Raw genomic sequence first — 24,660 nt, forward strand, 5'->3', positions numbered from 1 at the left:
CCCCGCCACGAGCGGGGCGACGCCGTCCCACGCCCGGAAACGCAGCGGCGTCGCCCGGTCGACGACCTCGGGCAGGGCGAGCCGGCAACCGGCATCGAGCGCCGCGCGGTCCAGGGGCGCGGGATCGGCCTCCCCCCCCAGCGGTGCATAGCTGGCGACGACCTGCCCCGGCACCAGCCGCGACGAGAACCGGTCGCCGGCCGCGATCGCCACGCCGGCACGCGCCGCGAACCGGTCGCGTTCGGCCCGCATCCGGGCGCGCAGGGCCTGCTTGTCGGTCATGCGCTCATCGGTTCGGGGGCGGGGTGACGGGACCGCCGTGGCCGTGTGCTTGATTATCCACTGACGCCCAGTACGTCAGATGGGGACCATGTACGTCAGACCAGGATCTGCGCAGGGACAGCCCCCTTGGATGATAAATAGCCTCAGGGATGTCTCGTGCTCGCACCGGGCAGTACCCGTCGGCGCATCAGTTAGGCGCTTGGCGGGCTCTGCTCAAGAGCGGAGGCGAGGCCCTCCAGCCGATCGGCGAGCTTTTCCAGCATCGCGGGGCTTGCCGCACCGGGCTCGGGCGGGCGGTTCTCCGCTTCCTCCAGCGCATCGGCCAGCATCAGCGCCACGAACAGCATCGCCCGCTCGCCGCTCAGGCTGCCGGCCGCTCGGTTGGCGGCGGCCCATCGCTGGTCCAGCAGGCCGCCGAGATGGCGCACCTGCGCCTCCTCGCCGTCGCGACAGGTGACGGAATGGCGCCGATCGCCGATCTGCAGCACGACCTCGGCCATCAGGAGGCGGTCCCGCGCGCGATCACGTCGTCCAGCGCCGCGACCGCCTCGGCCATGCGTGATTTCAGCGCGGCATGGCGGCTGGCGAGCGCGTCGCCCGCCTGCGCCCGCGCCGCGACCGCCGCCTCGATCCGCGCGATCGCCCAGTCGATCCGCGCGAGCGCGGTGGGGTCGTTCCGGTCGGGCGCGGTTGGGTGATCGTCCTCAGCCATCTCCCTTGGATTAGCATGGGCGGGGAAGGCGGCAAGCCGTTTCGAAGGAGGACGCAGGGTGCGGCCCGGCGCGCTCCGGTTGACGGGCCGCGTCCGCGTCCGCAAAGACGCGCGGGATATTCCCCGCCGGCCATGCGCGCGGGGCGAGGGGGAGACTTGGCATGACGGTGAAGGTGGCGATCAACGGTTTCGGCCGGATCGGGCGGCTGGTGGCACGCGCCATGCTGGAGCAGAAAAATAGCGGCCTCGATCTGGTGACGATCAACGATCTGGCGGACGCGAGGTCGAACGCCTGGCTGTTCAGCCGCGATTCGATCCATGGCCGGTGGCCCGGCGAGGTGTCGGCAGAGGGCAACGATCTGGTGATCGACGGCAAGCGCATCCGCGTGACCGCCGAGCGCGATCCCGCCAACCTGCCGCACGCCGAGCTGGGCGTGGACCTAGTGCTGGAATGCACCGGCTTCTTCACCGACGACAAGTCGTGCCGCAAGCACATCGACGCGGGCGCGAAGAAGGTCCTGATCTCCGCGCCGGGCAAGAACGTCGACCTGACGGTGGTCTATGGCGTCAACCACGACAAGCTGACCGCGGAGCACACGATCGTCTCCAACGCCTCGTGCACCACCAACTGCCTGGCGCCGGTCGCCAAGGTGCTCAACGACGCGATCGGTATCGAGCGCGGGCTGATGACGACGATCCACGCCTATACCAACGATCAGAAGATCCTCGACCAGATCCATCCGGACCTGCGCCGCGCGCGCGCCGCGGCGATGAGCATGATCCCCACCACCACCGGCGCCGCGCGCGCGGTGGGCGAGGTGCTGCCCGAGCTGAAGGGCAAGCTCGACGGCTCCGCGATCCGCGTGCCGGTGCCCGACGGCAGTCTGGTCGACCTGACCTTCACGCCGTCCCGCGACACGACGCGCGAGGAAGTGAACGCGCTGCTCAAGGCCGCCGCCGAGGGACCGATGAAGGGCGTGCTCCACTATACCGACGAGCCGCTGGTCTCGATCGACATCGTCCACACGCCCGCATCGTCGACGGTCGACAGCCTGGAGACGGCGGTGATCGACGGCAAGCTGGTGCGAGTCGTCAGCTGGTACGACAACGAGTGGGGTTTCTCGAACCGGATGGTCGACACCGCCCTGGCGATGGCGGCGCTGATGTGAGCGGGCCGGTGTGAGCGGTTCGGTGTGACTGCGCCGATGTGACTGCGCCGATGTGACTCCGGGACGCGGCGAGTGCGGTTGCGCACGCTTCCTGCTTGTTCCATGCTGCGGTGCGGGAACGAAATGGAGGGTCGGGCGTGACGGCGCAGCCTGCAAGGGGCGAGATGCGAGGGACCGCGGGCCGGATCGGCGCGGTGGAGACCGGCGTGATCGCGGGACTTGCCCGCCACGCCTTTCCCAAGGCGCCGATGGAGGTGCTGGAACGGGCGGAGATCACGCCGGAACTGGGCATCGTCGGCGACGCGCGCGGCCGGCGCAAGCCGGGGAGCGCGGGGAAGCGCCAGATCACGCTCATGGAGCGCGCGGACTGGGCCGCGGCGATGGCGCAGGTGGGCGCCGATCATCCCTGGTGGATGCGCCGCTGCAACATCGCCGTCGACGGGCTGGACCTGCCGCAGCGGCCCGGCGCGCTGCTCCGGCTGGGACGCGACGTGGTGCTGGAGGTGACGCGCTTCACCGATCCGTGCGAGCGGATGGAGATGCTGGCGCCCGGCCTCTTCGCGGCGCTGGTTCACGACTGGCGCGGCGGGGTATGCGCCCGCGTGCTCGCCGGCGGCGCGCTGACGGTGGGCGACTGTATCAAGGAAGCGTGATGACCAAGCCATACAAGACGCTGGACGACATCTCCGCCCTTTGCGGCGACATCACGGGCAAGCGCGTGCTGGTGCGCGAGGACCTGAACGTGCCCATGGCGGAGGGCGCGGTGAGCGACGACACGCGGCTGCGCGCGGCGGTGCCGACCGTGGCCGAGCTTGCCGATCGCGGCGCGGTCGTGCTGGTGCTCGCGCATTTCGGCCGGCCCAAGGGGGTGTCGAGCCCGCAGCTGTCGCTGGCGCAGGTGACCCGGCCGTTCGAGCAGGTGCTGGGCCGTCCGGTCCGCTACATCGACTGGGATGGTGCGGGCGACGCGGTGGCGACGCTGGCGCCGGGCGACATCGCGCTGCTGGAGAACACGCGCTTCTTCGCCGGAGAGGAGAAGAACGCGCCCGACGTGGTCGAGCGGTTCGCCGCGCTGGGCGACCTGTACGTCAACGACGCGTTCTCCGCCGCGCATCGCGCGCACGCCTCGACGGAAGGGCTGGCGCGCGCGCTGCCCGCGTTCGCCGGACGGCAGATGGAGGCGGAGCTCGACGCGCTCGAAAAGGCGCTGGGCGATCCCGAGCATCCGGTCGCGGCCGTGGTGGGCGGCGCGAAGGTGTCGACCAAGCTCGACGTGCTCAGGCACCTCGTGGCGCGGGTCGATCACCTCATCATCGGCGGCGGCATGGCCAACACCTTCCTCGCCGCGCGCGGCGTGAACGTGGGCAAGTCGCTGTGCGAGCACGAGCTGGCGAGCGTTGCGGACGGGATCATGGCGGCGGCGGACGCGGCGGGCTGCACCGTCCACCTGCCCTATGACGTGGTGGTGGCGGCGGAGTTCAGGGCGAACCCGCCGGTGCGTACCGTCAACGTGCACGAGGTGGCGGCGTACGAGATGATCCTCGACGTCGGCCCCGCGGCGGTAGAGGCGCTGGGCGACGTGCTCAAGAACTGCCGGACGCTCGTGTGGAACGGGCCGATGGGCGCGTTCGAGACGCCGCCGTTCGACGCGGCGACGGTGGCGCTGGCGCGTACCGCGGCGGCGCTGACCGGCGACGGCGGGCTGGTATCGGTCGCCGGCGGGGGCGATACCGTCGCCGCACTCAACCAGGCGGGGGTGGCGGACCGGTTCACCTTCGTCTCCACCGCCGGCGGCGCGTTCCTGGAATGGATGGAGGGGCGCGAACTGCCGGGGGTCGCGGCGCTTGCGAGGTAGGGAACTTCCCTGCTTTCGCTGACCTCCAAGGTCGCCGGAGGTAAGGCGAGGACGGTCACTTCGCCGCCGCGACCGGTGCCGGCTCCTGCAGCAGCGGCGCCAGCTCGCGGTTCAGGTCGTCGAGGTCGAAGGCGGCGGCCTTCATGTACCGGATGCGGCCGGCTCGATCGATGATGTAGTTGGTGGGCACCGCCTTGATCGTCTCGTACGGCCCCTTCAGTGCCCTGACCGGCGGGATCGCCATCGCCTTGAACAGCGGCCTGAGCAGGTACAGCGGCAGCGAGTCCTCGGTGGTGATCGCATAGACGGCCAGCCCGTGCGGCTTCTGCTGGCGGTAATAGGCGTCGAGCAGCGGCAGTTCCCTGCGGCACGGCACGCACCACGTCGCCCAGAAGTTGAGCACCACCACCTGCCCGCGCAGGTCCAAGAGCGAGACGCTGGAGCCGTCGACCAGCTTCAGGGTCGCATCGGGCGCCATCTCGCCGACCACGGGTTGCGGCTTGCGACCCGCCGATGCCGGCGCGGCGAGCGCCAGCATCGATATCAGTACCGCGACCCTTGCGACCCTGCCGCACATCCCGTTTTCCCCGTCGACGCGACCTGGGTCAGGTTGGAGCGCGGGCGGCCGCCTCGTCAAGACGCAGGGGCTGCCCGCCTTGACGGATCGGCCGATCGGCGGAATGGCACGCCAAGGGGCCGCGAGCGGGATCGCGGGCGACAGGGAGACGCACATGCCGACGGATCGCGACGTGATGATGGCGCAGATGGTGAGCGGGGCAGGGTTCATCGCCGCGCTCGACCAGTCGGGCGGCTCCACCCCCGGTGCGCTCAAGGCCTATGGCTATGCCGAGGGCGACTGGTCGGGCGACGAGGAGATGTACGACCTGATCCACAGGATGCGCGTCCGCATCGTCACCGCGCCGTCGTTCACGGGGAAGAAGGTGCTCGGCGCGATCCTGTTCGAGCGCACGATGGACGGAACGGTGGGGGACGGGATGCCTGTTCCAGCGGCGCTGTGGAAGCGCGGCGTGGTGCCGTTCCTGAAGATCGACAAGGGGCTGGAGGACGAGGCGGATGGGGTTCAGATGATGAAGCCGATGCCAGGCCTCGATGCGCTGCTGGCGCGCGCCAAGGGGCTGGGCGTGTTTGGCACCAAGGAGCGGTCGGTCGTGAAAAGCGCCTCGCCGACGGGCATCGCGGCGATCGTCAGGCAGCAGTTCGAGATCGGCGAGCAGGTCAACGCCGCCGGGCTCATGCCGATCCTGGAGCCCGAGATATCGCTGAAGGCGCCCGATCGCGCCGCCGCCGAGGCCATCATGTGCGAGGAGATCGAAAAGGAGCTGGACGCGATCACCGGCGACCGGCGCGTGATGCTCAAGCTGACCATCCCGGTCGAGGCGGATACCTACGCGGCGCTGATCGGCCATCACCGTGTCGCGCGCGTCGTCGCGCTGTCCGGCGGGTACAGCCGCGACGAGGCGTGCGCGCAGCTCGCGAAGGACCACGGCATGATCGCCAGCTTCTCGCGCGCGCTGCTGGAGGAGTTGCGCCAGGACCAGGACGACGCGCGGTTCGACCAGGTGCTGGGCACCGCGATCGACGCGATCTACACCGCGTCGGTGGTGAAGACCGTGGCGGCGTGAGCATGGCCGCGGCCGTCGAAGGTTTGCCCGGAGAGCCATCCGGAGAGCCGTTCGGAGATCTGGCCGATCCCTTGGGTCCGCTGAACCCGGACTTCGCGGTCCGGTTCCAGCGCGACATGAAACGGCCGCCGTGCCAGCTGTACCTCGTCTCGCCGCCGGACGTCGGCGGCGGCTTCCCGGACCGCCTGTCGCGCGCGCTCGACGCGGGACCGGTCGCGGCGTTCCAGTTCCGGGTGAAAGGCGTCGACCAGCACGTCGCGGCGAAGCTCGCGGAACCGTTGCAGGCGATCTGCGCCGCCCGCGATGTCGCGTTCATCGTCAACGACTCGATCGCGCTCGCCAGGCGCCTGGGCGCCGACGGCGTCCACCTGGGGCAGGACGACGGGGACCCGCGCGAGGCGCGGGCGGCGCTCGGCCCCGGCGCGCAGATCGGCGTCACCTGCCACGACAGCCGGCATCTGGCGATGGAGGCGGGCGAGGCGGGCGCGGATTATGTCGCGTTCGGCGCGTTCTTCCCGACGACGACCAAGGCGACGGGCCATCGGCCCGATCCGGTGATCCTGTCGTGGTGGTCGGCGGTGTTCGAGCTGCCGTGCGTCGCGATCGGCGGCATCACCCCCGCCAACGCCGCGCCGCTGGTCGCCGCGGGCGCCGACTTCATCGCGGTGTCCGGCGCGGTGTGGGGCGGCGACGAGGCGGCGGCGGTGCGCGCGTTCGGACCCGTGCTAGGGCGTTGACCGCAGACGGGTTTTCGGGTCCGTGCGTCCCGTGTCCGCCCAATCGTCCGGCGGCGCGACGGGGAGAATCATTTTGAATCGTATGGCGTTCGTGACCATGCTGGTCGCTGCAACAGGGGCGGGAGCGGTCGTCGCGGCCCAGCCGGGCAGGGTTCCGGCCCCCGAAAAGCCCGCGCTGGTGATCGACCGCAGTCTCCTGAAGCTGGAAGTGATCCTCGACCACCTCGGCTTCTCGCCGGGCGTGCTGGATGGGCAGAAAGGCATGAGCCTGACGGCGGCGATCAAGGGATTCCAGGAGAGCCGGGGCCTGCCGACGACGGGTACGACCGACGAGGCGACGCTGCACGCGCTCCAGCCATATGCGGCGATCCAGGGGACCAGGACGCTGACGCTCGACGCCGCGACCCTGACCTACCAGTACACCAACCCGATCCCGCACAGCGAGGATGCGCAGGCCAGGCTTCCGGCGCTGAACTACAGGACGCCGATCGAGAAGCTGTCGGAGAGCTTCCACACGACGCCCGAGGTGCTGGCGGCGCTCAACGATCCGGGCATCAAGCTGGCGCCCGGCACGAAGATGGTGTTCCCCAACGCTCTGCCGACATCGCGGGCCTATGACGCCAAGCTGCCCGATCACTGGCGCCAGACGCTCAACATGCTCAATGTCGACGCCAACGAGCCACAGGTCGCAAAGGTGGTCGTCGACAAGTCGGACAAGGTGCTGCGCGGTTACGATGCGGCCGGCAAGCTGGTCGCGCAGTTCCAGGTGACGACGGGCAGCACGCACGATCCGCTGCCGATCGGCACATGGAAGATCTACGGCGCCGACTACAACCCGAAGTTTCACTTTAACCCCAAGCTGTTCTGGGACGCCAAGAAGGGCGAGAAGAGCGCGATGCTGCCGGCCGGACCCAACGGTCCGGTGGGTGTCGTGTGGCTGGACCTGTCCAAGGAGCATTACGGCATCCACGGCACCCCCGCGCCGGAACTGATCGGCCGGACGGAGAGCCATGGTTGCGTGCGGCTGGCCAACTGGAACGCCGCGCGTCTGGCGATGATGATAAGGCCCGGGACGCCGGCGATATTCCAGGAGTAGGGTCGTGGCCCGGTCAGTCGCGTGACGAGGATCGGCTGGATGATCCTCGCGGTCGTCGTCCTCGCCGCCATCGGGTTCGGGTCGATGGTCCGGATCGGCGGGAACGACGGCGGCGCCCGGCGGAGGGCGGCGGCGGTCTTCCGGCCGGTCCCTCCGGTCCTCGCGCACTCGTCGCCGGGCCTGCTGGCGGTCCCCGTGACGGGCGTCGCGCGGTCGGCGATCGAGGATAGCTGGGGCGACGCGCGCAGGGATGGCGCCGGCGCACATCATGGTACCGACCTGATTGCGCCGGCCGGAACCCTTGTGGTCGCCGCCGCGCCGGGCCGAGTCGAAAAGCTGTTCCACAGCGCCCTGGGCGGCATCACGCTCTATGAGCGATCCGTCGATCGGCACTGGCTGTATTACTATGCGCATCTCGCCGGCTATGCCTCGGGCGTCCATGAGGGGCAGGCGGTGCGCGCGGGCGATCCGCTGGGCTTCGTCGGCGATACCGGAGATGCGGGGCCGGGCAATTTCCACCTGCACTTCGGCCTGTCGCGCGTCGCGCCGGAGGGCCACTGGTGGCAGGGCGAGGACGTCAACCCGTTCCCGCTGCTTGCCGGACGGCCGTCGCGGCGCTAGATCAAGGCCATCCAATCACCTCCGTTCGCCCCGAGCTTGTCGAAGGGTGTGACCAGTGCATGCGCTTCGACAGGCTCAGCACGAACGGGCTTTGTAGGTTTAGACGGTCATGAAGATCAGCGGCGTGGACATTCGTCCCGGCAACATCATCGAGTATGAGGGCGGCATCTGGCGCGCGGTGAAGATCCAGCATACCCAGCCCGGCAAGGGCGGCGCGTACATGCAGGTCGAAATGAAGAACTTGGTCGACGGGCGCAAGAACAACGTCCGCTTCCGCTCGGCGGAGACGGTGGAGCGCGTGCGGCTCGACACCACCGACTTCCAGTTCCTGTTCCGCGACGGCGCGCAGCTGACGTTCATGGACAAGGTGAACTACGAGCAGATCACGCTCGACGCCGACATCCTGGGCGGCGCCGCCGCCTTCCTGCAGGACGGGATGGACGTGGTGATGGAGCTGTACGACGAGCGGCCGATCAGCGTGAAGATGCCCGACACGATCGAGGCCACGATTGTCGAGGCGGACGCGGTGGTGAAGGGTCAGACCGCCTCGTCGAGCTACAAGCCCGCGATCCTCGACAACGGCGTCCGCGTGATGGTGCCCCCGCACATCGCGGCGGGGACGAAGATCGTGGTGGACGTCTACGAGCAGACGTACGTGCGGCGAGCCGATTGAGACGAGCGGCGCAGCCGCCCGCACAGGCGGCCGCCCGGCCGGCGGGCGCGAGCCCGTTCGACGACACGGCTTCGCCGCGGCGGGCCTGAGAGTTCCCACCCCCAACCCCTCCCCCAAGCGGGAGGGGAGGAGCCGATGCCATGCCCTCCCACTCCGGCCTGATGACCATAATGGATCGCGCCGCGCGCAAGGCGGCGCCACGGCTGCGGCGCGACTTCAACGAGGTCCAGCAGCTTCAGGTCAGCCGCAAGGGTCCGGCCGACTTCGTCAGCCAGGCCGACCAGCGCGCCGAGCAGACGATCTATGAGGAACTGAGCCACGCGCGGCCCGACTGGGGGTTCCTGATGGAGGAGCGCGGCGAGATCGCCGGCGATCCGGCCAAGCCGCGCTTCATCGTCGACCCGCTCGACGGCACCAGCAACTTCCTGCACGGCGTACCCCATTTCTGCATCTCGATTGCGGTCGAGGAGCCGATGCCCAACGGCAGGCGCGAGATCACCACCGGCCTGACCTATCAGCCGCTGACGGACGAGAGCTTCTGGGCCGAACGCGGCCGCGGCGCCTGGCTGCAGGACCAGCGATTGCGCGTGTCGGCGAGGCGGGACCTTTCGGAGGCGTTGATCGGCACCGGCATACCGTTCCTGGGCCATGGCGACTTCGTCCAGTGGAGCCGCATCTTCGGCGCGGTCGCGCCGCAGGTGGCGGGCGTGCGCCGGTTCGGCGCGGCGGCGCTCGATCTCGCGTGGGTGGCGGCCGGGCGGCTCGACGGCTTCTGGGAGTCGGATCTGAAGCCGTGGGACTGGTCCGCCGGGCTGCTGCTGGTGAAGGAGGCGGGCGGCTTCGTCACCGACTATCGCGGCGGCGACCGGCCCGGCGAGCGCAACGAGTTCCTGGCCGCCAACGACGCGCTCCACTCGCGGCTGCACAAGCTGGTGGCGGGCGCGCTGCGATAGCGCGGCACGCCTTGCGGCAGGACGGGACGGCACCTGGCCCGACATCGTCGTTGCGAGCGCAGCGAAGCAATCCGACGGCCCGATCCTGACGATCGCCCGGATCGCCCGGATCGCCTGGTCGCCACGTTTGTCGCGGCGGCGTGGCCTTGCCGTATAACCTGCCGCGCACCTGGCGAGGCTCGACGTTGATGCGCGCAACTCGTGCCGGCGTTGCGAGTCATTCTCACGCGCTCGCGACCTTGTTCGCCCATGGCGGCGCCCTTAAAGCATCATCTGTCCTTTCGCATCTGCGAGAACCGCCTTGGTCGACTTGTCGCAATACCTTCCGATCCTGATGTTCCTGGGCATCGCGATCGTGCTGTCCAGCGCGTTCGTTTTCCTGCCGATGGTCGTCTCGCGCCTGACCGGATCGCACCAGCCCAGCGTCGAGAAACTGAGCGAGTACGAGTGCGGTTTTCCCGCGTTCGAGGACCCGCGCAGCCAGTTCGACGTGCGCTTTTATCTGGTGGCGATACTCTTCATCGTCTTCGATCTTGAGGCGGCGTTCCTATATCCTTGGGCAGTATCGGTATTTTCGCTGGGTTGGACCGCGTGGGGCGCGATGATGGTCTTCATCGCCGAGCTTGCGCTGGGTCTCGTCTATGCCTGGAAGAAGGGAGCCCTCGATTGGGAGTAGAGCTGAAGCCCGCGCCGGATGCCGGTACGGCGGTCGTGCCGCCGGACACGGGCTATTTCGACAGCCTCAACGGCGAGCTGACCGACAAGGGGTTCCTCGTCACCTCGACCGAGGACCTGTTCCAGTGGGCGCGCACGGGCTCGCTGTGGTGGATGACGTTCGGCCTTGCGTGCTGCGCGGTGGAGATGATCCACGCCAACATGCCGCGCTACGACCTCGAGCGGTTCGGCGCCGCCCCGCGCGCCAGCCCGCGCCAGAGCGACGTGATGATCGTCGCAGGTACTTTGTGCAACAAGATGGCTCCGGCGCTGCGCAAGGTCTACGACCAGATGAGCGAGCCGAAGTACGTCATCTCCATGGGTTCGTGCGCGAACGGCGGCGGCTACTATCATTACAGCTATTCGGTGGTGCGCGGGTGCGACCGGGTGGTGCCGGTCGACATCTACGTCCCCGGCTGCCCGCCGACCGCCGAGGCGCTGCTGTACGGGATCATGCAGTTGCAGCGCAAGATCAGGCGGAGCGGGAGCATCGAACGGTGAGAGCGCCAGCGCCGGCCTATGCCGCGGACCTGAATGACGAGACGATCGACTTGGCGCGCGAGGCGTTGGGCGATATGTTGCTGACCGCGCAGGACAAGGTTGGCGAAGTGTCGCTGTTCGTCCGCCGCGAGCACGTCGTCGAGGCCATGCAGCGGCTGCGCACGACGCCCGGCTTGGAATACCAGCAGCTGATGGAGATCGCGGGCGTCGACCGTCCCGATCGGCCCGAGCGGTTCGAGCTCGTCTACATGCTGCTGTCGCTCACCCGGAACCACCGTATCCAGGTGCGGGTATCGACCGACGAGGACGCGCCCGTGCCGTCCGTCACCGGCATCTGGTCGGTCGCGGGCTGGCTGGAGCGCGAGGTGTACGACCTGTTCGGCGTGCTCTTCACCGGCAATGACGACCTGCGGCGCATCCTGACCGATTACGGCTTTCGCGGCCACCCGTTGCGCAAGGACTTCCCGATGACGGGCTATGTCGAGCTGCGGTATTCGGAAGAGGCCAAGCGCGTGGTGTACGAGCCCGTCCGCCTCGCGCAGGATTTCCGGACGTTCGACTTCCTCTCGCCGTGGGAGGGGGCAGGCTATGTGTTGCCGGGTGACGAGAAGGGCTTGCTGCTGCCGCAGGAGAAGGGCGCGCAGTCGCCGCTGACCGCCGACCAGACGATGAAGGCCGATGCGGTCAAGCCGGCCTCGAAGGAGCCCGAGGGAAGCAGTTCGGGCTATGCAGCCGGTGCCAATTCGTCGGGGGATGCCGCCGGCGGCGGTGCGGGCAATACGGCCGGCGAGAAGCCGAAGAGTTCCGATGTCGTGCCCAGCAAGGGCGGAGGACAGAACCAGTGACCGACACCATGACCGATCATGTAACGGCCGATCAGGCGAACGCCGATACGCAGCTCGATCCGTATGCGGCGCAGGTCGCCGGAGAGCGGAGCCCGGCGAACCCGACGCAGGGCGATACGACGATCGCCAACTACACGATCAACTTCGGCCCGCAGCATCCAGCGGCGCATGGCGTGTTGCGGCTCGTCATGGAGCTGGACGGCGAGCTGGTCGAGCGGATTGATCCGCATGTCGGCCTGCTCCATCGCGGCACCGAGAAGCTGATCGAGTCCAAGACCTATACGCAGGCGCTGCCGTACATGGACCGGCTCGATTATTGCTCGCCGCTGTGCATGGAGCATAGCTACGTGCTGGCGATCGAGAAGCTGCTCGATCTGGAGGTGCCGATCCGCGCGCAATATCTGCGCGTGTTCTTCGCGGAACTCACGCGCATTTCAAACCACATGCTCAATCTCGGGTCGCACGTCATGGACGTCGGCGCGATGACGCCGAACCTGTGGCTGTTCGAAATCCGCGAGGATTGCTACGGTTTCTTCGAGCGCATGTCGGGCGCGCGGATGCACCACAACTACTTCCGTCCGGGCGGGGTGCATCAGGATGTGCCGCTGAAGCTGCTGACCGACATCGCCGACTGGCTGGACGACCGGATGCCGCGCCTGTTCGAGGATGCGATTAGCCTGGTCGCCGACAACCGCATCTTCAAGCAGCGCAATGTCGACATCGCCACCGTTTCCAGGGAGGATGCGATCCGCTGGGGCTTTTCCGGCCCGATGATCCGTGCCGCGGGGCTGCCGTGGGACCTGCGCAAGTCGCAGCCCTATGACGTGTACGCGAAGATGAACTTCGACGTGCCGGTGGGCACGCGCGGCGACTGCTACGACCGGTTCATGGTGCGCGTGGAGGAGGTCCGCCAGTCGATGCGGATCATGAAGCAGTGCCTGGCGGAGATGCCCGAAGGCCCGTTCGCGAGCGACGACCGCAAGGTGGTGCCGCCCAAACGTGCAGAGATGAAGCGGTCGATGGAGGCGCTGATCCACCACTTCAAGCTCTACACCGAGGGCTTTCACGTCCCTGCGGGTGAGGTATACGTCGCGACGGAAAGCCCCAAGGGCGAGTTCGGCATCTACATGGTCGCGGACGGCACGAACAAGCCGTACCGTTGCAAGATCAGGCCGACCGCGTTCAGCCACCTGCAGGCGATGGACTTCATGAGCCGCGGGCACATGCTGGCTGACACGACGGCGATCCTGGGGGCCATGGATATTGTGTTTGGGGAGTGTGACCGGTGAGAGTTCTGCGCTTTCTCCGCTACTGCCTTCTCGGCTGCGTTGTGGCCGTTCTAGCCGTTCAAGCACCGGCTCTCATAACGAGGCTGGCTGGCGGCGATGTTCAGCAATGGAAGTGGTTTTCTGTTGTTTGGGGTGCTCTCGCTTTGATCGTAGCCATGTTATTTGCCGCGCTGATCTCAATTTGGCATGTTGGCATTGCGCTGACGCATCGTTGGCAGAAGACGCATGGCTGATCGTCCCGAGCTCCCCGACGAGGCTGAGGTCCGCGCGCGCTGGGGCGATTTCGCTTGGACGGCGGAGAATGCCGGGCAGGTGAGGGGCGTGCTCGCGCGCTACCCCGCCGATCGTTCTCAGTCCGCGTCGCTGCCGCTGCTCGATCTCGCTCAGCGCCAGATAGGCGCGGAGACGAGCACGCAAGGGTGGCTGCCGGTGCCGGTGATCGAGTATGTCGCCAAGCAGATCGGCGTGCCGTACATGCGCGTGTACGAGGTCGCGACCTTCTACACGATGTTCAACCTCGCGCCGGTCGGCCGCTATCATGTCCAGGTCTGCGGGACGACGCCGTGCATGCTGGCGGGCAGCGACGACGTCCTCGCCGCCTGTCGCAACCGGGGCATGGTGAAGGGGCGGACGACGCCGGACGGGATGTTCACCCTCACCGAGGTCGAGTGTCTGGGCGCCTGCGCCAACGCGCCGATGGTCCAGATCAACGACGACAATTACGAGGACCTGGACTACGACCGCACGGTCGCGGTGCTGGAGGCGCTGGCGAACGGCAAGTCGCCGCACCGCGGCTCCACGACCGGCCGGCGCGACAGCTGCCCGGCAGGCGGCCCGACGACGCTGCGTGAGATGGTCGATGCAAACCACGACTATCGTGGTGGGTGGGAGAAGGTTGATGGCTGACGAGCATCCCACAATCGGCGATCTGACGTACGAGTTGCTCATGAGGATGCGCGCCGAGCAGCAGGAGATGCGGCTGGACATCCTCGACCTGAAACTGCGGGCTTCGGCAACCGAAGAGCATCTGGCCGACCTCGTCATCTCGAACTCGGGCATCAACCATCGTCTCGACCGGATCGAGGAACGGCTGGGTCGCGTAGAAAGGCGTCTGGAATTGCGTGATGGAGCGGAAGTCTGATGCTCGCTGACAAGGATCGCATCTTCACCAACCTGTACGGTTTCCAGTCGTGGAAGCTGGACGCGGCGCGGCTGCGCGGCGATTGGGATGATACCGCCGCGCTGCTGGCGCGCGGGCAGGACGCGATCATCGACACGATGAAGGCGTCCGGCCTGCGCGGTCGTGGCGGGGCGGGCTTCTCGACGGGCACCAAATGGAGCTTCATGCCCAAGGCCCCGACGCCCGAGCGGCCGAGCTTCCTCGTCATCAACGCCGACGAGAGCGAGCCTGGATCGTGCAAGGACCGCGAGATCATGCGCCACGATCCGCACAAGCTGATCGAAGGCGCGCTGGTCGCCGGTTTCGCGATGCGCGCCCGCGCCGCGTACATCTATATCCGCGGCGAGTATATCCAGGAGACGCTCGTCCTGGAAGCAGCCGTACGCGAGGCGTACGAGGCCGGGCTGGTGGGCAGGAACGCCTGCGGCTCCGGATATGATTTCGAGGTCGTCGTCCATCGCGGCGCGGGCGCCTATATCGCCGGCGAAGAGACCGCGATGCTGGAGAGCCTGGAGGGCAAGAAGGCCCAGCCGCGTCTCAAGCCGCCCTTCCCGGCCGGCGCGGGACTCTATGGCTGCCCGACGACGGTCAACAACGTGGAGTCGATCGCGGTCGCCCCGACGATCCTGCGACGCGGCGCGGCCTGGTTCGCCGGTATCGGCCGCGAGAAGAACGAAGGTACCAAGCTCTATCAGATCAGCGGCCATGTGAACCGGCCGTGCGTGGTCGAGGAGGCGATGGGGATCACCTTCCGCGAGCTGATCGAGGCGCATTGCGGCGGCATCCGCGGCGGGTGGGACAATCTGCTCGCCGTCATCCCTGGCGGATCGTCGGTGCCGCTGGTGCCGGCCGCCGAGATCATGGACGCGCCGATGGACTTCGACGGGCTGAAGGCGGTTGGCTCGGGGCTCGGCACCGCGGCGGTGATCGTCATGGACAAGTCCACCGACATCGTCCGGGCGATCAGCCGGATCAGTTACTTCTACAAGCACGAGAGCTGCGGCCAGTGCACGCCCTGTCGCGAGGGCACCGGCTGGATGTGGCGGATGATGGAGCGGCTGCGCAGCGGTGACGCCGAACTGGCCGACATCGACATGCTCCAGCAGGTGACAAAGCAGGTCGAGGGTCATTCGATCTGCGCGCTAGGCGACGCGGCGGCGTGGCCGATCCAAGGCCTCATCAAGCATTTCCGGCCCGAGCTGGAACGACGGATCAACGCCAAGGGCGGCGGCAACGACGCGGGCGTCGGAATGCTGGAGGCGGCGGAGTGAGATTTCCAGTCACGATCCTACTTTGTGAAGGAACGTTGCTTTCAGGGTGTGCCACTCACCAAGTAGGGCCGGTCGTTGGAGTACCTCCGCCGTGTCGAAGCGGTACTGTTACTTGCGAGCCTTGGGAGCGCGCTTGGATTGACGGCAGTAAGCTAGAAGCTGGTCAAGTCGTCACTCGTGATGGCACAATACACGCGAGTGCTAACTGATGCCTAAGCTGAAAATGAACGGGATTGAAGTGGAAGTGCCGCAGGGAGCGACCGTGCTGCAGGCGGGTGAGGCCGCGGCCCGGTGACCGACGATCGCAGCCAGATGATGTTCGACATCCTGCTCGGCATCCAGAAGGACTTGGGTCAGATCAAGCGCGATATTTTCTCTCTGAACCTGCGCGTGTCGGCATTGGAAGATCATTTCCGTGGCACGCTCACTACATTGTATGGCATCCAAGGCGACGTCGGCGACCTCAAAATGCGAGTGGACCGCATCGATCGCCGGCTGGGCCTGAACGAGGCGGAACACTGACATGCCCAAGCTCAAGGTCGACGGGATTGAAGTGGAGGTGCCGCAGGGCGCGACCGTGCTCCAGGCGTGCGAGGCTGCGGGGAAGGAGATACCGCGCTTCTGCTACCACGAACGGTTGAGCATCGCCGGCAATTGTCGGATGTGCCTCGTCGAGGTGAAGCCCGGCCCGCCCAAGCCGCAGGCGTCGTGTGCGCTGCCGGCGGCGGACAATCAGGAGGTATTCACCACCAGCGCCATGACGAAGCATGCCCGGGAGGGCATCATGGAGTTCCTGCTCATCAATCATCCGCTCGACTGTCCGATCTGCGATCAGGGCGGCGAGTGCGATCTGCAGGATCAGGCCATGGCGTACGGGCGCGGCAGCTCGCGCTATGACGAGAACAAGCGCGCGGTCACCGAGAAGTACATGGGTCCGATCGTCAAGACGATCATGACCCGCTGCATCCAGTGCACGCGCTGCATCCGCTTCGCCGAGGAAGTGGCGGGGGTGGAGGAGATCGGCGCGATCTACCGCGGCGAGGACATGCAGATCACGTCGTACCTCGAACAGGCGGTGACGAGCGAACTGTCGGGCAACGTGGTCGACCTGTGCCCGGTCGGCGCGCTCACCTCCAAGCCCTACGCGTTCGAGGCGCGGCCGTGGGAGCTGAAGAAGACGCTGACGATCGACGTCATGGACGCGGTGGGCACCAACGTCCGGCTCGACAGCCGCGGGCGGCAGGTGCTGCGCTGCATTCCGCGCGTCAACGAGGACGTGAACGAGGAGTGGGCGACCGACAAGACGCGCCACGCGATCGACGGGCTGGTGCGGCGGCGGCTGGACAAGCCCTACGTCCGCGTGGACGGCAAGCTGCGCGCGGCGAGCTGGGACGAGGCGTTCGCGGCGATCGCGGGCGTCGACCATGGCGGCGGCGTTGCCGCGCTGGCGGGCGACCTGGTCGACTGCGAGACGATGTACGCGGCCAAGGCGCTGGTCCACGCGCTGGGCGGCACGCTGCTGGAAGGGCGGCAGACGGGCATGGCGTATGACACGTCCAGTCTGGCGGCGGTTAACTTCAATACCACGATCGCCGGCACCGAGCGGGCGGACGCGATCCTGCTGGTGGGCACCGACCTGCGCCACGAGGCCCCGCTGGTGAACACGCGCGTGCGCAAGGCGATCAAGAAGGGCGCGAAGGTCTTCGCGATCGGGCCGGAGACGGACCTGACCTATCGCGCCGACTGGCTGGGCGACGATCTGTCGCTGCTGGGCGCGCTGCCGGAGCGGGTGGTCGAAGCGTTCGGCAACGCCAAGACGCCGATGGTGATCGTCGGCGGCGCGGCGCTGAAGGCCGGGCACGGCGCGGCGTTGGCGCTGGCGGAGTCGCTCAACCTCGTGCGGACGCTGGAAGACGGCTCGGCCTGGAACGGCTTCAACGTCGTCCACATGGCGGCGTCGCGGATGGGCGGGCTGGTGCTCGGTTACGCGGCCAAGGGCGGGATCGCCGACCTTGCCGACGCGAAGCTCACCTTCCTGCTCGGCGCGGACGAGGCGGACTTCACCAAGCTGACCGGGTTCAAGGTGTATATCGGCCATCACGGCGACCGCGGTGCGGCGGCGGCGGACGTGGTGCTGCCGGGCGTCGCCTATGCCGAGAAATCGGGCACGTGGATGAACCTAGAGGGCAGGGTGCAGCGCGGCGAGCGGGCGGTGTTCGCGCCGGGCGACGCGCGCGAGGACTGGACGATCCTGCGCGCGCTGTCAGCGAAGATGGGCGTGGTGCTGCCGTTCGACACGCTGGAGGAACTGCGCGCGGCGATGGCGCTGGACGCGCCGGCGCTGGCCGCACCGGGACTCGCCAGCTTCGCGTGGAGCCCGCCCGCGCTGCCGGCGGCGGCGTCCGGTAGCATCGGCAGCTATCCGATCAAGGACTTCTACCTCACCAACCCGATCTGCCGCGCGAGCCCGACGATGCAGCAGTGCTCGGCCGAACTGGTGCATCGCGACACCTACGCGCAGGCGGCGGAGTAGCGATGGGCGTGGTCCACCAGCACATCCGCATCGCCGACGCAGCGCGACGAGGATCTGAGGCGATCGGCGCGGGATACTGTATCGATCCGGCTCTGCACCAGCTTATCCCTGGTCACGAACATTCCAACGTGCCCGACGTCCTGGCGACGGGCTTCAGGACCAACCACCCATGATTTCCTGGTTCACCGGCATCGCGCCCTATGGCGTCGCCTGGACGGTCGCGACGATCATCGACATCCTCCTCATCGCCCTGCCGCTGATGCTGGCGGTCGCGATGATCATCTATGTCGATCGCAAGATCTGGGCGGCGATGGCGCTGCGGCGCGGTCCCAACGTCGTCGGGCCGCTGGGCCTGATGCAGAGCTTCGCCGACGGGCTGAAGGTGTTCCTTCAGGAGACGATCATCCCGACGGCGGCGAACCGCGGTCTGTTCCTCCTGGCGCCGATCATCACCTTCACCGTCGCGCTGATCGTCTGGGCGGTGGTGCCGTTCCAATCGGGCGTCATGCTCGCCAACATCAACGTCGGGCTGTTGTACGTGCTCGCCGCCTCGTCGCTTGGCGTCTACGGCATCATCCTCGCGGGCTGGGCTTCCAATTCCAAATACCCGTTCTTCTCCGCGATCCGCGCGGCGGCGCAGATGGTGAGCTACGAGGTCGCGATCGGCTTCGTGCTGATATCGATCGTGTTGTGGTCGGGCAGCTTCAACCTGCAGACGATCGTCGAGGCGCAGCGTGGCCTGCTCGGCGGGTGGGCGAACGGGTTCGCGGCCAATCCGCTGTTGTTCCCGATGGCGGTCGTGTTCTTCATCTCCTCGCTCGCCGAGACGCAGCGCGCGCCGTTCGACATGGCCGAGGCGGAAAGCGAACTCGTCGCCGGTTACCAGACCGAGTACAGCTCGATGAGCTTCGCGCTCTACTGGCTCGGCGAATACGCCAACGTGCTGCTGATGTGCACCCTGAACGCGACGCTGTTCTGGGGCGGATACCTGCCGCTGTTCAACTGGGGACCGCTGTACGCGATACCCGGTATCCTGTGGCTGTTCTTCAAGATCCTGGCGTTCTTTTTCCTGTTCAGCTGGGTTAAGGCGACCGTGCCGCGCTACCGCTATGACCAGTTAATGCGGCTGGGCTGGAAGATATTCCTGCCGCTGTCGCTATTCTGGGTTTTCCTCGTCTCGGGCGTCCTGATGCTGACGCGCGTTGGAGTGCACGCATGAGTCCCGCACAGATCATCAAGTCGTTCACGCTATGGGAGTTCGTGAAGGCGCACGCGTTGACGCTGCGCTATTTCTTCCGGCCCAAGGCGACGATCAACTATCCGTTCGAGAAGAACCCGCTGTCGCCCCGCTTCCGCGGCGAACATGTGTTGCGCCGCTATCCCAATGGCGAGGAGCGGTGCATCGCGTGCAAGCTGTGCGAGGCGGTGTGTCCCGCGCAGGCGATCACGATCGAGGCGGAGCCGCGCGACGACGGCAGCCGCCGCACCACGCGCTACGACATCGACATGACCAAGTGCATCTATTGCAACCTGTGCGCGGAGGCGTGCCCCGTCGACGCGGTGGTGGAAGGCCCGAACTTTGAGTTCTCGACCGAGACGCGCGAGGAGCTGATCTACGACAAGGCCAAGCTGCTCGACAACGGCGATCGGTGGGAAGCCGTGATCGCTGCGAACCTTGCCGCCGACGCGCCCTACCGTTAAGCGCGCGGGACGACCGGGGGCCGCGATGATGTCTGATACGATTACGACGGCCGGGGGACGCGGCTGATGCAGGCGATCGCCTTCTACCTGTTCGCGACCATCGTCCTCGTATCCGGTGCGCTCGTCATCACCTCGCGCAACCCGGTGCACGCGGTGCTGTGGCTGATCGTCGCGTTCTTCAACGCCGCCGGGCTGATGGTGCTCGTCGGCGCGGAGTTCATCGCGATGCTGCTGGTGATCGTGTACGTCGGCGCGGTCGCCGTGCTGTTCCTGTTCGTGGTCATGATGCTGGACGTCGAGTTCTCGGCGCTGCGGGGTCGCGTGTCGCGCTATCTGCCGGTCGGGCTGGTGCTGGCCGTCGCGCTGGCGGCGGAGGTGGTGATCGGCGTCGACGCCTATGACGCGGGCGGCGTGCGGCTGTCCCACCGCATGGGCCCCGCGCCGGCGGCGGTGCCCAACATTCAGGCGCTCGGCGACCTGATCTACACGCGTTACCTGTTCGTGTTTGAGGCGTCGGGGCTGGTGCTGTTGGTCGCGATGATCGGCGCGATCGTGCTGACGCACCGCCAGCGCGCGGGCGTACGGCCGCAGAACGTCAGCCGCCAGGTCGCGCGCCGGCCGCAGGACGCGACGCGCAACGTCAACCAGCCCGTCGGCGTGGGAGTGGACCTGTGATCGCTACAGCAGCCAGCGGCGGCGTCGGTCCGGGGATCGGACTGGTCCACTACCTCGTCGTCGCGGCGATCCTGTTCGCGCTCGGGGTGTTCGGGATCATCATCAACCGCAAGAACCTGATCGTCATGCTGATGGCGGTGGAGCTGATCCTGCTGGCGGTGAACCTCAACCTAGTCGCCTTCTCGGCCGCGCTGCACGACCTGGTCGGTCAGGTGTTCGCGATGTTCGTGCTGACGGTCGCGGCGGGGGAGGCGGCGATCGGCCTCGCGATCCTCGTCATCTATTTCCGCGGGCGCGGCACGATCGCGGTCGACGACGCCAGCGCGATGAAGGGGTGAGCGGTACGTGACCTCGATCCTGTTCATCGTCTTCCTGCCGCTGCTCGCCGCGATCGTGGCCGGCTTCGGCAACCGCGCGCTCGGCGCATTCCCGGCCAAGGTCGTGACGACCGCTGCGCTGTTCACCGCCTGCGCGCTCAGCTGGCCGATCTTCCTCGGCTTCATCGCCGGCACGAGGCCCGCGAGCGTCACGCCGGTGCTGCACTGGATGACGTCCGGCGATTTCACCGTCGACTGGGCGCTGCGCGTCGACGCGCTGACCGCGGTCATGCTGGTCGTCATCACCAGCGTGTCCGCGCTCGTCCACCTGTATAGCTGGGGCTATATGGACGAGGACCCGGACCAGCCGCGCTTCTTCGCCTACCTGTCGCTGTTTACCTTCGCGATGCTGATGCTGGTGACGGCGGACAACCTCGTCCAGATGTTCTTCGGCTGGGAGGGCGTGGGGCTCGCGAGCTACCTGCTGATCGGTTTCTGGTTCCGCAAGCCGTCCGCCAACGCCGCCGCGATCAAGGCGTTCGTCGTCAACCGCGTGGGCGACCTCGGCTTCATGCTCGGCATCTTCGGCACGTTCCTGGTGTTCGGCACCGTGTCGATCCCGGCGATCCTCGCCGCCGCGCCGCACATGGCGGGATCGACGATCGGTTTCCTGTGGCTGCGCGCCGACACGATGACGGTGCTGTGCCTGCTGCTGTTCGTCGGTGCGATGGGCAAGTCGGCGCAGATCGGGCTTCATACCTGGCTGCCCGACGCGATGGAGGGGCCGACGCCCGTCTCCGCGCTGATCCACGCGGCGACGATGGTGACGGCGGGCGTGTTCATGTTGTGCCGCCTGTCGCCGATGTTCGAGACCAGCCATACGGCGCTGACGGTGGTGCGGTTCGTCGGCGCGGCGACCTGTCTGTTCGCGGCGACCGTCGGCCTGGTGCAGACCGACATCAAGCGCGTGATCGCCTATTCGACCTGTTCGCAGCTTGGCTACATGTTCTTCGCCGCCGGTGTCGGCGCGTACGGCGCGGCGATGTTCCACCTGTTCACCCACGCCTTCTTCAAGGCGTTGCTGTTCCTGGGCGCGGGCTCGGTCATCCACGCGATGCACCACGAGCAGGACATGTGCTATTACGGGGGGCTGCGGAAACAGATACCGATCACCTTCTGGACGATGATGGCGGGCACGCTGGCGATCACCGGCGTCGGCATCCCCGGCGTGTTCGGCCTGCCGGAGATCGGTTTCGCGGGTTTCCATTCCAAGGACGCGATCATCGAGCTCAGCTACGCCGCCGGCCAGCCGGGCGCGTGGTTCGTGGGCGTGCTCGTCGCGTTGCTGACCTCCTTCTATTCGTGGCGGCTGATGTTCCTGACATTCTGGGGCACGCCGCGCTGGGCCGCGTCCGAGCACATCCAGCACGCGCTCCACGCCCATGACGACCACGGCCACGCCCATTCCGAGGAGGGCCACGGCGCCCCCGTGCCGGAGGCGGAGGACTCGGGCGATGCGCCCTCGACCCACGGCCCCGCGCAGGGGGACCTGCCCGCGGGCACCGGCGGCTATCACCCGCACGAGAGCCCGTGGGTGATGACGGTGCCGCTCGTCCTGCTGTCGGTCGGCGCGGTGTTCGCCGGCTACGTCTTCCACACGTATTTTGTCGGCGAGGCGGCCGGCGCGGGCTTCTGGCACGGCGCGATCGCGTTCGACGAGCGGCTCATGGCCTCGGTCGAGGAGATCCCCCTGCTCGCGAAGCTCGGCGCGTTCCTCGCCATGCTGCTCGGGCTGACCGGCGCATGGATAGCCTATATCCGCACGCCGTCGCTGCCGTCCGCAGTGACCGAGCGATTCGAGCTCGGCTATCGTTTCCTGCTGAACAAATGGTATTTCGACGAGCTCTACCAGCTGCTGTTCATCCGTCCGGCCTTCGCGATCGGCCGGCTGCTGTGGCATCGCGGCGACGAGCAGACGATCGACCGGTTCGGGCCGAACGGCTCGGCTGCGGTGGTCGTGGCGGGCAGCCGGCTCGCGGTACGGTTCCAGAGCGGGTATCTCTACACCTATGCGTTCGTGATGCTGTTCGGGCTGACGGCGGCGCTTACCTGGGCGATCACGCGATGAACGGGGCGATCACGCGATGAACGGCTTTCCGATCCTGTCCGTCATGCTGGCGGTGCCCGCGGTCGCCGCCGTCGCCTGCCTGTTCCTGTCGCCCGGGATGGCGCGCTGGACCGCGCTGGGCGCGACCCTGGTCGACCTCGCGCTCGGCGTCGTGCTGTGGAGCGGCTATGCCATCGGCGGCGCGCAGTGGCAGTTCGTCGAGTACCAGCCGATCTTCGGCAGCTTCGCCTGGGCGCTGGGCATCGACGGCTTCGCGCTGATGCTCATCATGCTCAGCGTGTTCCTGATGCCGATCTGCATCGGCGCCAGCTGGAAGGCGGTCCAGACCCGCGTGCCGGAATATATGGCCGCGTTCCTGGCGACCGAGCTGCTGATGATCGGCACCTTCGCGGCGCAGGACCTGTTCCTGTTCTACATCTTCTTCGAGGGCGGGCTGATCCCGATGTTCCTCATCATCGGGATCTGGGGCGGCGCGAACAAGATCTACGCGAGCTACAAGTTCTTCCTCTATACGTTGCTCGGTTCCATCGTGATGCTGGTAGCGATGCTGTACATGGCGCACGATGCCGGTACGACGAGCATCCCGTTGCTGATGGCGCACGACTTTCCACGCGGGGTACAGCTGTGGCTGTGGTTCGCCTTCTTCGCCTCGTTCGCGGTCAAGATGCCGATGTGGCCGGTCCATACCTGGTTGCCCGACGCGCACGTCCAGGCGCCGACGGCGGGATCGGTGATCCTGGCGGGCGTGCTGCTGAAGCTCGGCGGCTATGGCTTCCTGCGCTTCTCGCTGCCGATGTTTCCGGAAGCCTCGTCGCGACTGTTCCCGCTGATCTTCGTGCTGTCGGCGGTCGCGGTGGTCTATACCAGCCTCGTCGCGCTCGTGCAGAACGACATGAAGAAGCTGATCGCCTATTCGTCGGTCGCGCACATGGCGATCGTCACGCTGGGGCTGTTCGCGTTCAGCCGGCAGGGGATCGACGGCGCGATGATGATGATGCTCAGCCACGGGCTGGTGTCGGGCGCGCTCTTCCTGTGCGTGGGCGTGATCTACGACCGGCTGCACACGCGCGAGATCGCGCGATACGGCGGCCTGTCGATCACGATGCCGCGCTATGCGATCTTCTTCCTGCTGTTCACGATGGCGTCGATCGGCCTGCCGGGCACGAGCGGCTTCGTGGCGGAGTTCCTGTCGTTGATGGGCAGCTACCAGCTGTCGACCTGGGCGGCGTTCCTGTGCACCACCAGCATCATCCTGGGCGCAGGCTACATGCTGTACCTCTACCGGCGGGTGGCGTTCGGAGAGGTGAAGTCCGATGAGGTGCGCGCGATGCCCGACGTGTCGCGCCGCGAACTTGCCCTGCTGGTCCCGATCGCGGCGGTGGTGATGTGGATGGGCATCTATCCCGAAAGCTTCATGGCGCCGATGCGCAAGGACAGCGCGACGCTGATCGCGCGGCTCGACCGCGCGCAGCCGAGGGGCGACGCGGCGCCGACCGGTCGGAGGATCGAGACCGCGGCGCTGGTCCGGCCCGCCGCCGACGGAACCCGGCTCGCCGCAGGCACGGCCCGGCCTGTCGCCGGTGGGGAGGCGCGCTGATGGGCCTGGCTGCGCAGTTCGCGATGGTGCTCCCCGAGGAAGTCCTGTCGCTCGGTGCGATCGCGCTGATGCTGGTCAGCGCCTGGGGCGGGCAGGCGTCGACGCGCGCGGTGTCGTGGGCGGCGGTCGCGGTGCTGGCGGGGGCCGGGATCGCGCTGCTCGGCCCCG

The 24,660-nt window shown here is 67.5% G+C and carries 28 protein-coding genes and 2 pseudogenes; 26 read left to right on the forward strand and 4 right to left on the reverse strand.

The genetic code is table 11. The features are described 5' to 3' along the window. The 3 genes and pseudogenes from HUV01_RS01455 to HUV01_RS01465 all read right to left on the reverse strand — a co-directional run. Positions 1 to 282 (reverse strand): annotated as a pseudogene (locus tag HUV01_RS01455) (5-formyltetrahydrofolate cyclo-ligase); the annotation flags it as partial. A gap of 191 nt (positions 283 to 473) precedes the next feature. Continuing rightward, the gene (locus HUV01_RS01460) at positions 474 to 782 is read right to left on the reverse strand and encodes a cell division protein ZapA (protein ID WP_174296548.1); all 309 of its coding nucleotides are present in this window, start codon (positions 780 to 782) and stop codon (positions 474 to 476) included. Beyond that, positions 782 to 994: a hypothetical protein gene (locus tag HUV01_RS01465; protein WP_174296549.1), complete on the reverse strand. Its 213-nt coding sequence runs from the start codon at positions 992 to 994 to the stop codon at positions 782 to 784. Before HUV01_RS01465 ends, HUV01_RS01460 begins: the two co-directional genes overlap by 1 nt. Positions 995 to 1,155: 161 nt before the next feature. Here HUV01_RS01465 and gap point away from each other — a divergent pair, with 161 nt between their 5' ends. The 3 genes from gap to HUV01_RS01480 all read left to right on the forward strand — a co-directional run bounded on the left by gap (position 1,156) and on the right by HUV01_RS01480 (position 4,018). Further along, positions 1,156 to 2,163, forward strand: coding sequence for a type I glyceraldehyde-3-phosphate dehydrogenase (gap, locus tag HUV01_RS01470; protein ID WP_174296550.1), 1,008 nt, complete (start codon positions 1,156 to 1,158; stop codon positions 2,161 to 2,163). A gap of 137 nt (positions 2,164 to 2,300) precedes the next feature. Continuing rightward, positions 2,301 to 2,816, forward strand: a complete 516-nt coding sequence (locus HUV01_RS01475; RefSeq protein ID WP_368039978.1) for an MOSC domain-containing protein — start codon at positions 2,301 to 2,303, stop codon at positions 2,814 to 2,816. Beyond that, complete coding sequence (locus HUV01_RS01480) at positions 2,816 to 4,018, forward strand: phosphoglycerate kinase (RefSeq protein ID WP_174296551.1); 1,203 nt, start codon at positions 2,816 to 2,818, stop codon at positions 4,016 to 4,018. The genes HUV01_RS01475 and HUV01_RS01480 overlap by 1 nt, the downstream gene beginning before the upstream one ends. Before the next feature lie 55 nt (positions 4,019 to 4,073). On the opposite strand, the gene HUV01_RS01485 is transcribed toward HUV01_RS01480, so the two are convergent. After that, positions 4,074 to 4,595 carry a TlpA family protein disulfide reductase gene (locus HUV01_RS01485; RefSeq protein ID WP_438827135.1) on the reverse strand — a complete coding sequence of 174 codons (522 nt, stop codon included), beginning with the start codon at positions 4,593 to 4,595 and terminating at the stop codon, positions 4,074 to 4,076. Positions 4,596 to 4,749: 154 nt separating this feature from the next. Between HUV01_RS01485 and HUV01_RS01490 the strand changes: the two genes are divergently transcribed. The 23 genes and pseudogenes from HUV01_RS01490 to HUV01_RS15020 all read left to right on the forward strand — a co-directional run. Continuing rightward, positions 4,750 to 5,661: a fructose bisphosphate aldolase gene (locus HUV01_RS01490; RefSeq protein WP_174296552.1), complete on the forward strand. Its 912-nt coding sequence runs from the start codon at positions 4,750 to 4,752 to the stop codon at positions 5,659 to 5,661. Between the two features lie 2 nt (positions 5,662 to 5,663). Beyond that, positions 5,664 to 6,398 (forward strand): thiamine phosphate synthase, encoded by a 735-nt coding sequence (gene thiE / locus HUV01_RS01495; RefSeq protein WP_174296553.1) that lies wholly within the window; start codon positions 5,664 to 5,666, stop codon positions 6,396 to 6,398. A 97-nt stretch (positions 6,399 to 6,495) separates the two neighbouring features. Continuing rightward, positions 6,496 to 7,494, forward strand: coding sequence for a L,D-transpeptidase family protein (locus HUV01_RS01500; RefSeq protein WP_174296573.1), 999 nt, complete (start codon positions 6,496 to 6,498; stop codon positions 7,492 to 7,494). Positions 7,495 to 7,533: 39 nt separating this feature from the next. Then, a complete protein-coding gene (locus HUV01_RS01505) occupies positions 7,534 to 8,115 on the forward strand; it encodes a M23 family metallopeptidase (RefSeq protein ID WP_174296554.1) in 582 nt (193 codons plus the stop codon). 109 nt (positions 8,116 to 8,224) lie between these two features. Next, a complete protein-coding gene (gene efp / locus HUV01_RS01510; RefSeq protein WP_174296555.1) occupies positions 8,225 to 8,788 on the forward strand; it encodes an elongation factor P in 564 nt (187 codons plus the stop codon). A gap of 140 nt (positions 8,789 to 8,928) precedes the next feature. Further along, on the forward strand, positions 8,929 to 9,741 hold the full coding sequence (locus tag HUV01_RS01515) for an inositol monophosphatase family protein (protein ID WP_174296556.1): 813 nt from the start codon (positions 8,929 to 8,931) through the stop codon (positions 9,739 to 9,741). 301 nt (positions 9,742 to 10,042) lie between these two features. Further along, positions 10,043 to 10,417 carry an NADH-quinone oxidoreductase subunit A gene (gene ndhC, locus HUV01_RS01520; RefSeq protein ID WP_174296557.1) on the forward strand — a complete coding sequence of 125 codons (375 nt, stop codon included), beginning with the start codon at positions 10,043 to 10,045 and terminating at the stop codon, positions 10,415 to 10,417. Then, positions 10,408 to 10,956, forward strand: a complete 549-nt coding sequence (locus tag HUV01_RS01525; protein WP_174296558.1) for a NuoB/complex I 20 kDa subunit family protein — start codon at positions 10,408 to 10,410, stop codon at positions 10,954 to 10,956. The genes ndhC and HUV01_RS01525 overlap by 10 nt, the downstream gene beginning before the upstream one ends. After that, positions 10,953 to 11,801, forward strand: a complete 849-nt coding sequence (locus HUV01_RS01530; RefSeq protein WP_174296559.1) for an NADH-quinone oxidoreductase subunit C — start codon at positions 10,953 to 10,955, stop codon at positions 11,799 to 11,801. Before HUV01_RS01525 ends, HUV01_RS01530 begins: the two co-directional genes overlap by 4 nt. Further along, on the forward strand, positions 11,798 to 13,090 hold the full coding sequence (locus HUV01_RS01535) for an NADH-quinone oxidoreductase subunit D (RefSeq protein ID WP_254606297.1): 1,293 nt from the start codon (positions 11,798 to 11,800) through the stop codon (positions 13,088 to 13,090). Before HUV01_RS01530 ends, HUV01_RS01535 begins: the two co-directional genes overlap by 4 nt. Continuing rightward, a complete protein-coding gene (locus HUV01_RS01540; protein WP_174296560.1) occupies positions 13,087 to 13,323 on the forward strand; it encodes a hypothetical protein in 237 nt (78 codons plus the stop codon). The genes HUV01_RS01535 and HUV01_RS01540 overlap by 4 nt, the downstream gene beginning before the upstream one ends. Then, a complete protein-coding gene (locus tag HUV01_RS01545) occupies positions 13,316 to 13,996 on the forward strand; it encodes a complex I 24 kDa subunit family protein (RefSeq protein ID WP_174296561.1) in 681 nt (226 codons plus the stop codon). The genes HUV01_RS01540 and HUV01_RS01545 overlap by 8 nt, the downstream gene beginning before the upstream one ends. Further along, positions 13,989 to 14,231, forward strand: coding sequence for a hypothetical protein (locus tag HUV01_RS01550; RefSeq protein ID WP_174296562.1), 243 nt, complete (start codon positions 13,989 to 13,991; stop codon positions 14,229 to 14,231). Before HUV01_RS01545 ends, HUV01_RS01550 begins: the two co-directional genes overlap by 8 nt. Then, positions 14,231 to 15,541 (forward strand): NADH-quinone oxidoreductase subunit NuoF, encoded by a 1,311-nt coding sequence (gene nuoF, locus HUV01_RS01555; RefSeq protein WP_174296563.1) that lies wholly within the window; start codon positions 14,231 to 14,233, stop codon positions 15,539 to 15,541. Before HUV01_RS01550 ends, nuoF begins: the two co-directional genes overlap by 1 nt. A 291-nt stretch (positions 15,542 to 15,832) precedes the next feature. Next, positions 15,833 to 16,063 carry a hypothetical protein gene (locus HUV01_RS01560; RefSeq protein ID WP_174296564.1) on the forward strand — a complete coding sequence of 77 codons (231 nt, stop codon included), beginning with the start codon at positions 15,833 to 15,835 and terminating at the stop codon, positions 16,061 to 16,063. A gap of 1 nt (position 16,064) precedes the next feature. Beyond that, the gene (gene nuoG / locus HUV01_RS01565; RefSeq protein WP_174296565.1) at positions 16,065 to 18,074 is read left to right on the forward strand and encodes an NADH-quinone oxidoreductase subunit NuoG; all 2,010 of its coding nucleotides are present in this window, start codon (positions 16,065 to 16,067) and stop codon (positions 18,072 to 18,074) included. Positions 18,075 to 18,243: 169 nt separating this feature from the next. Next, positions 18,244 to 19,293, forward strand: a complete 1,050-nt coding sequence (gene nuoH, locus HUV01_RS01575) for an NADH-quinone oxidoreductase subunit NuoH (RefSeq protein WP_174296567.1) — start codon at positions 18,244 to 18,246, stop codon at positions 19,291 to 19,293. Next, positions 19,290 to 19,775: an NADH-quinone oxidoreductase subunit NuoI gene (nuoI, locus tag HUV01_RS01580; protein WP_174296568.1), complete on the forward strand. Its 486-nt coding sequence runs from the start codon at positions 19,290 to 19,292 to the stop codon at positions 19,773 to 19,775. Before nuoH ends, nuoI begins: the two co-directional genes overlap by 4 nt. Before the next feature lie 66 nt (positions 19,776 to 19,841). Further along, positions 19,842 to 20,450 (forward strand): NADH-quinone oxidoreductase subunit J, encoded by a 609-nt coding sequence (locus HUV01_RS01585; protein ID WP_438827136.1) that lies wholly within the window; start codon positions 19,842 to 19,844, stop codon positions 20,448 to 20,450. A 35-nt stretch (positions 20,451 to 20,485) separates the two neighbouring features. Next, a complete protein-coding gene (gene nuoK, locus HUV01_RS01590; protein WP_174296576.1) occupies positions 20,486 to 20,788 on the forward strand; it encodes an NADH-quinone oxidoreductase subunit NuoK in 303 nt (100 codons plus the stop codon). A 7-nt stretch (positions 20,789 to 20,795) separates the two neighbouring features. Next, positions 20,796 to 22,895 carry an NADH-quinone oxidoreductase subunit L gene (nuoL, locus tag HUV01_RS01595; RefSeq protein WP_174296569.1) on the forward strand — a complete coding sequence of 700 codons (2,100 nt, stop codon included), beginning with the start codon at positions 20,796 to 20,798 and terminating at the stop codon, positions 22,893 to 22,895. Between the two features lie 16 nt (positions 22,896 to 22,911). Further along, entirely contained in the window at positions 22,912 to 24,492 is a 1,581-nt protein-coding gene (locus tag HUV01_RS01600; protein WP_174296570.1) for an NADH-quinone oxidoreductase subunit M, read from the forward strand. Beyond that, positions 24,492 to 24,660 (forward strand): annotated as a pseudogene (locus HUV01_RS15020) (NADH-quinone oxidoreductase subunit N); the annotation flags it as partial. The gene HUV01_RS01600 and the pseudogene HUV01_RS15020, both read left to right, overlap by 1 nt.

This window comes from Sphingomonas bacterium, assembly GCF_903643035.1.
Lineage (GTDB): Bacteria > Pseudomonadota > Alphaproteobacteria > Sphingomonadales > Sphingomonadaceae > Sphingomonas.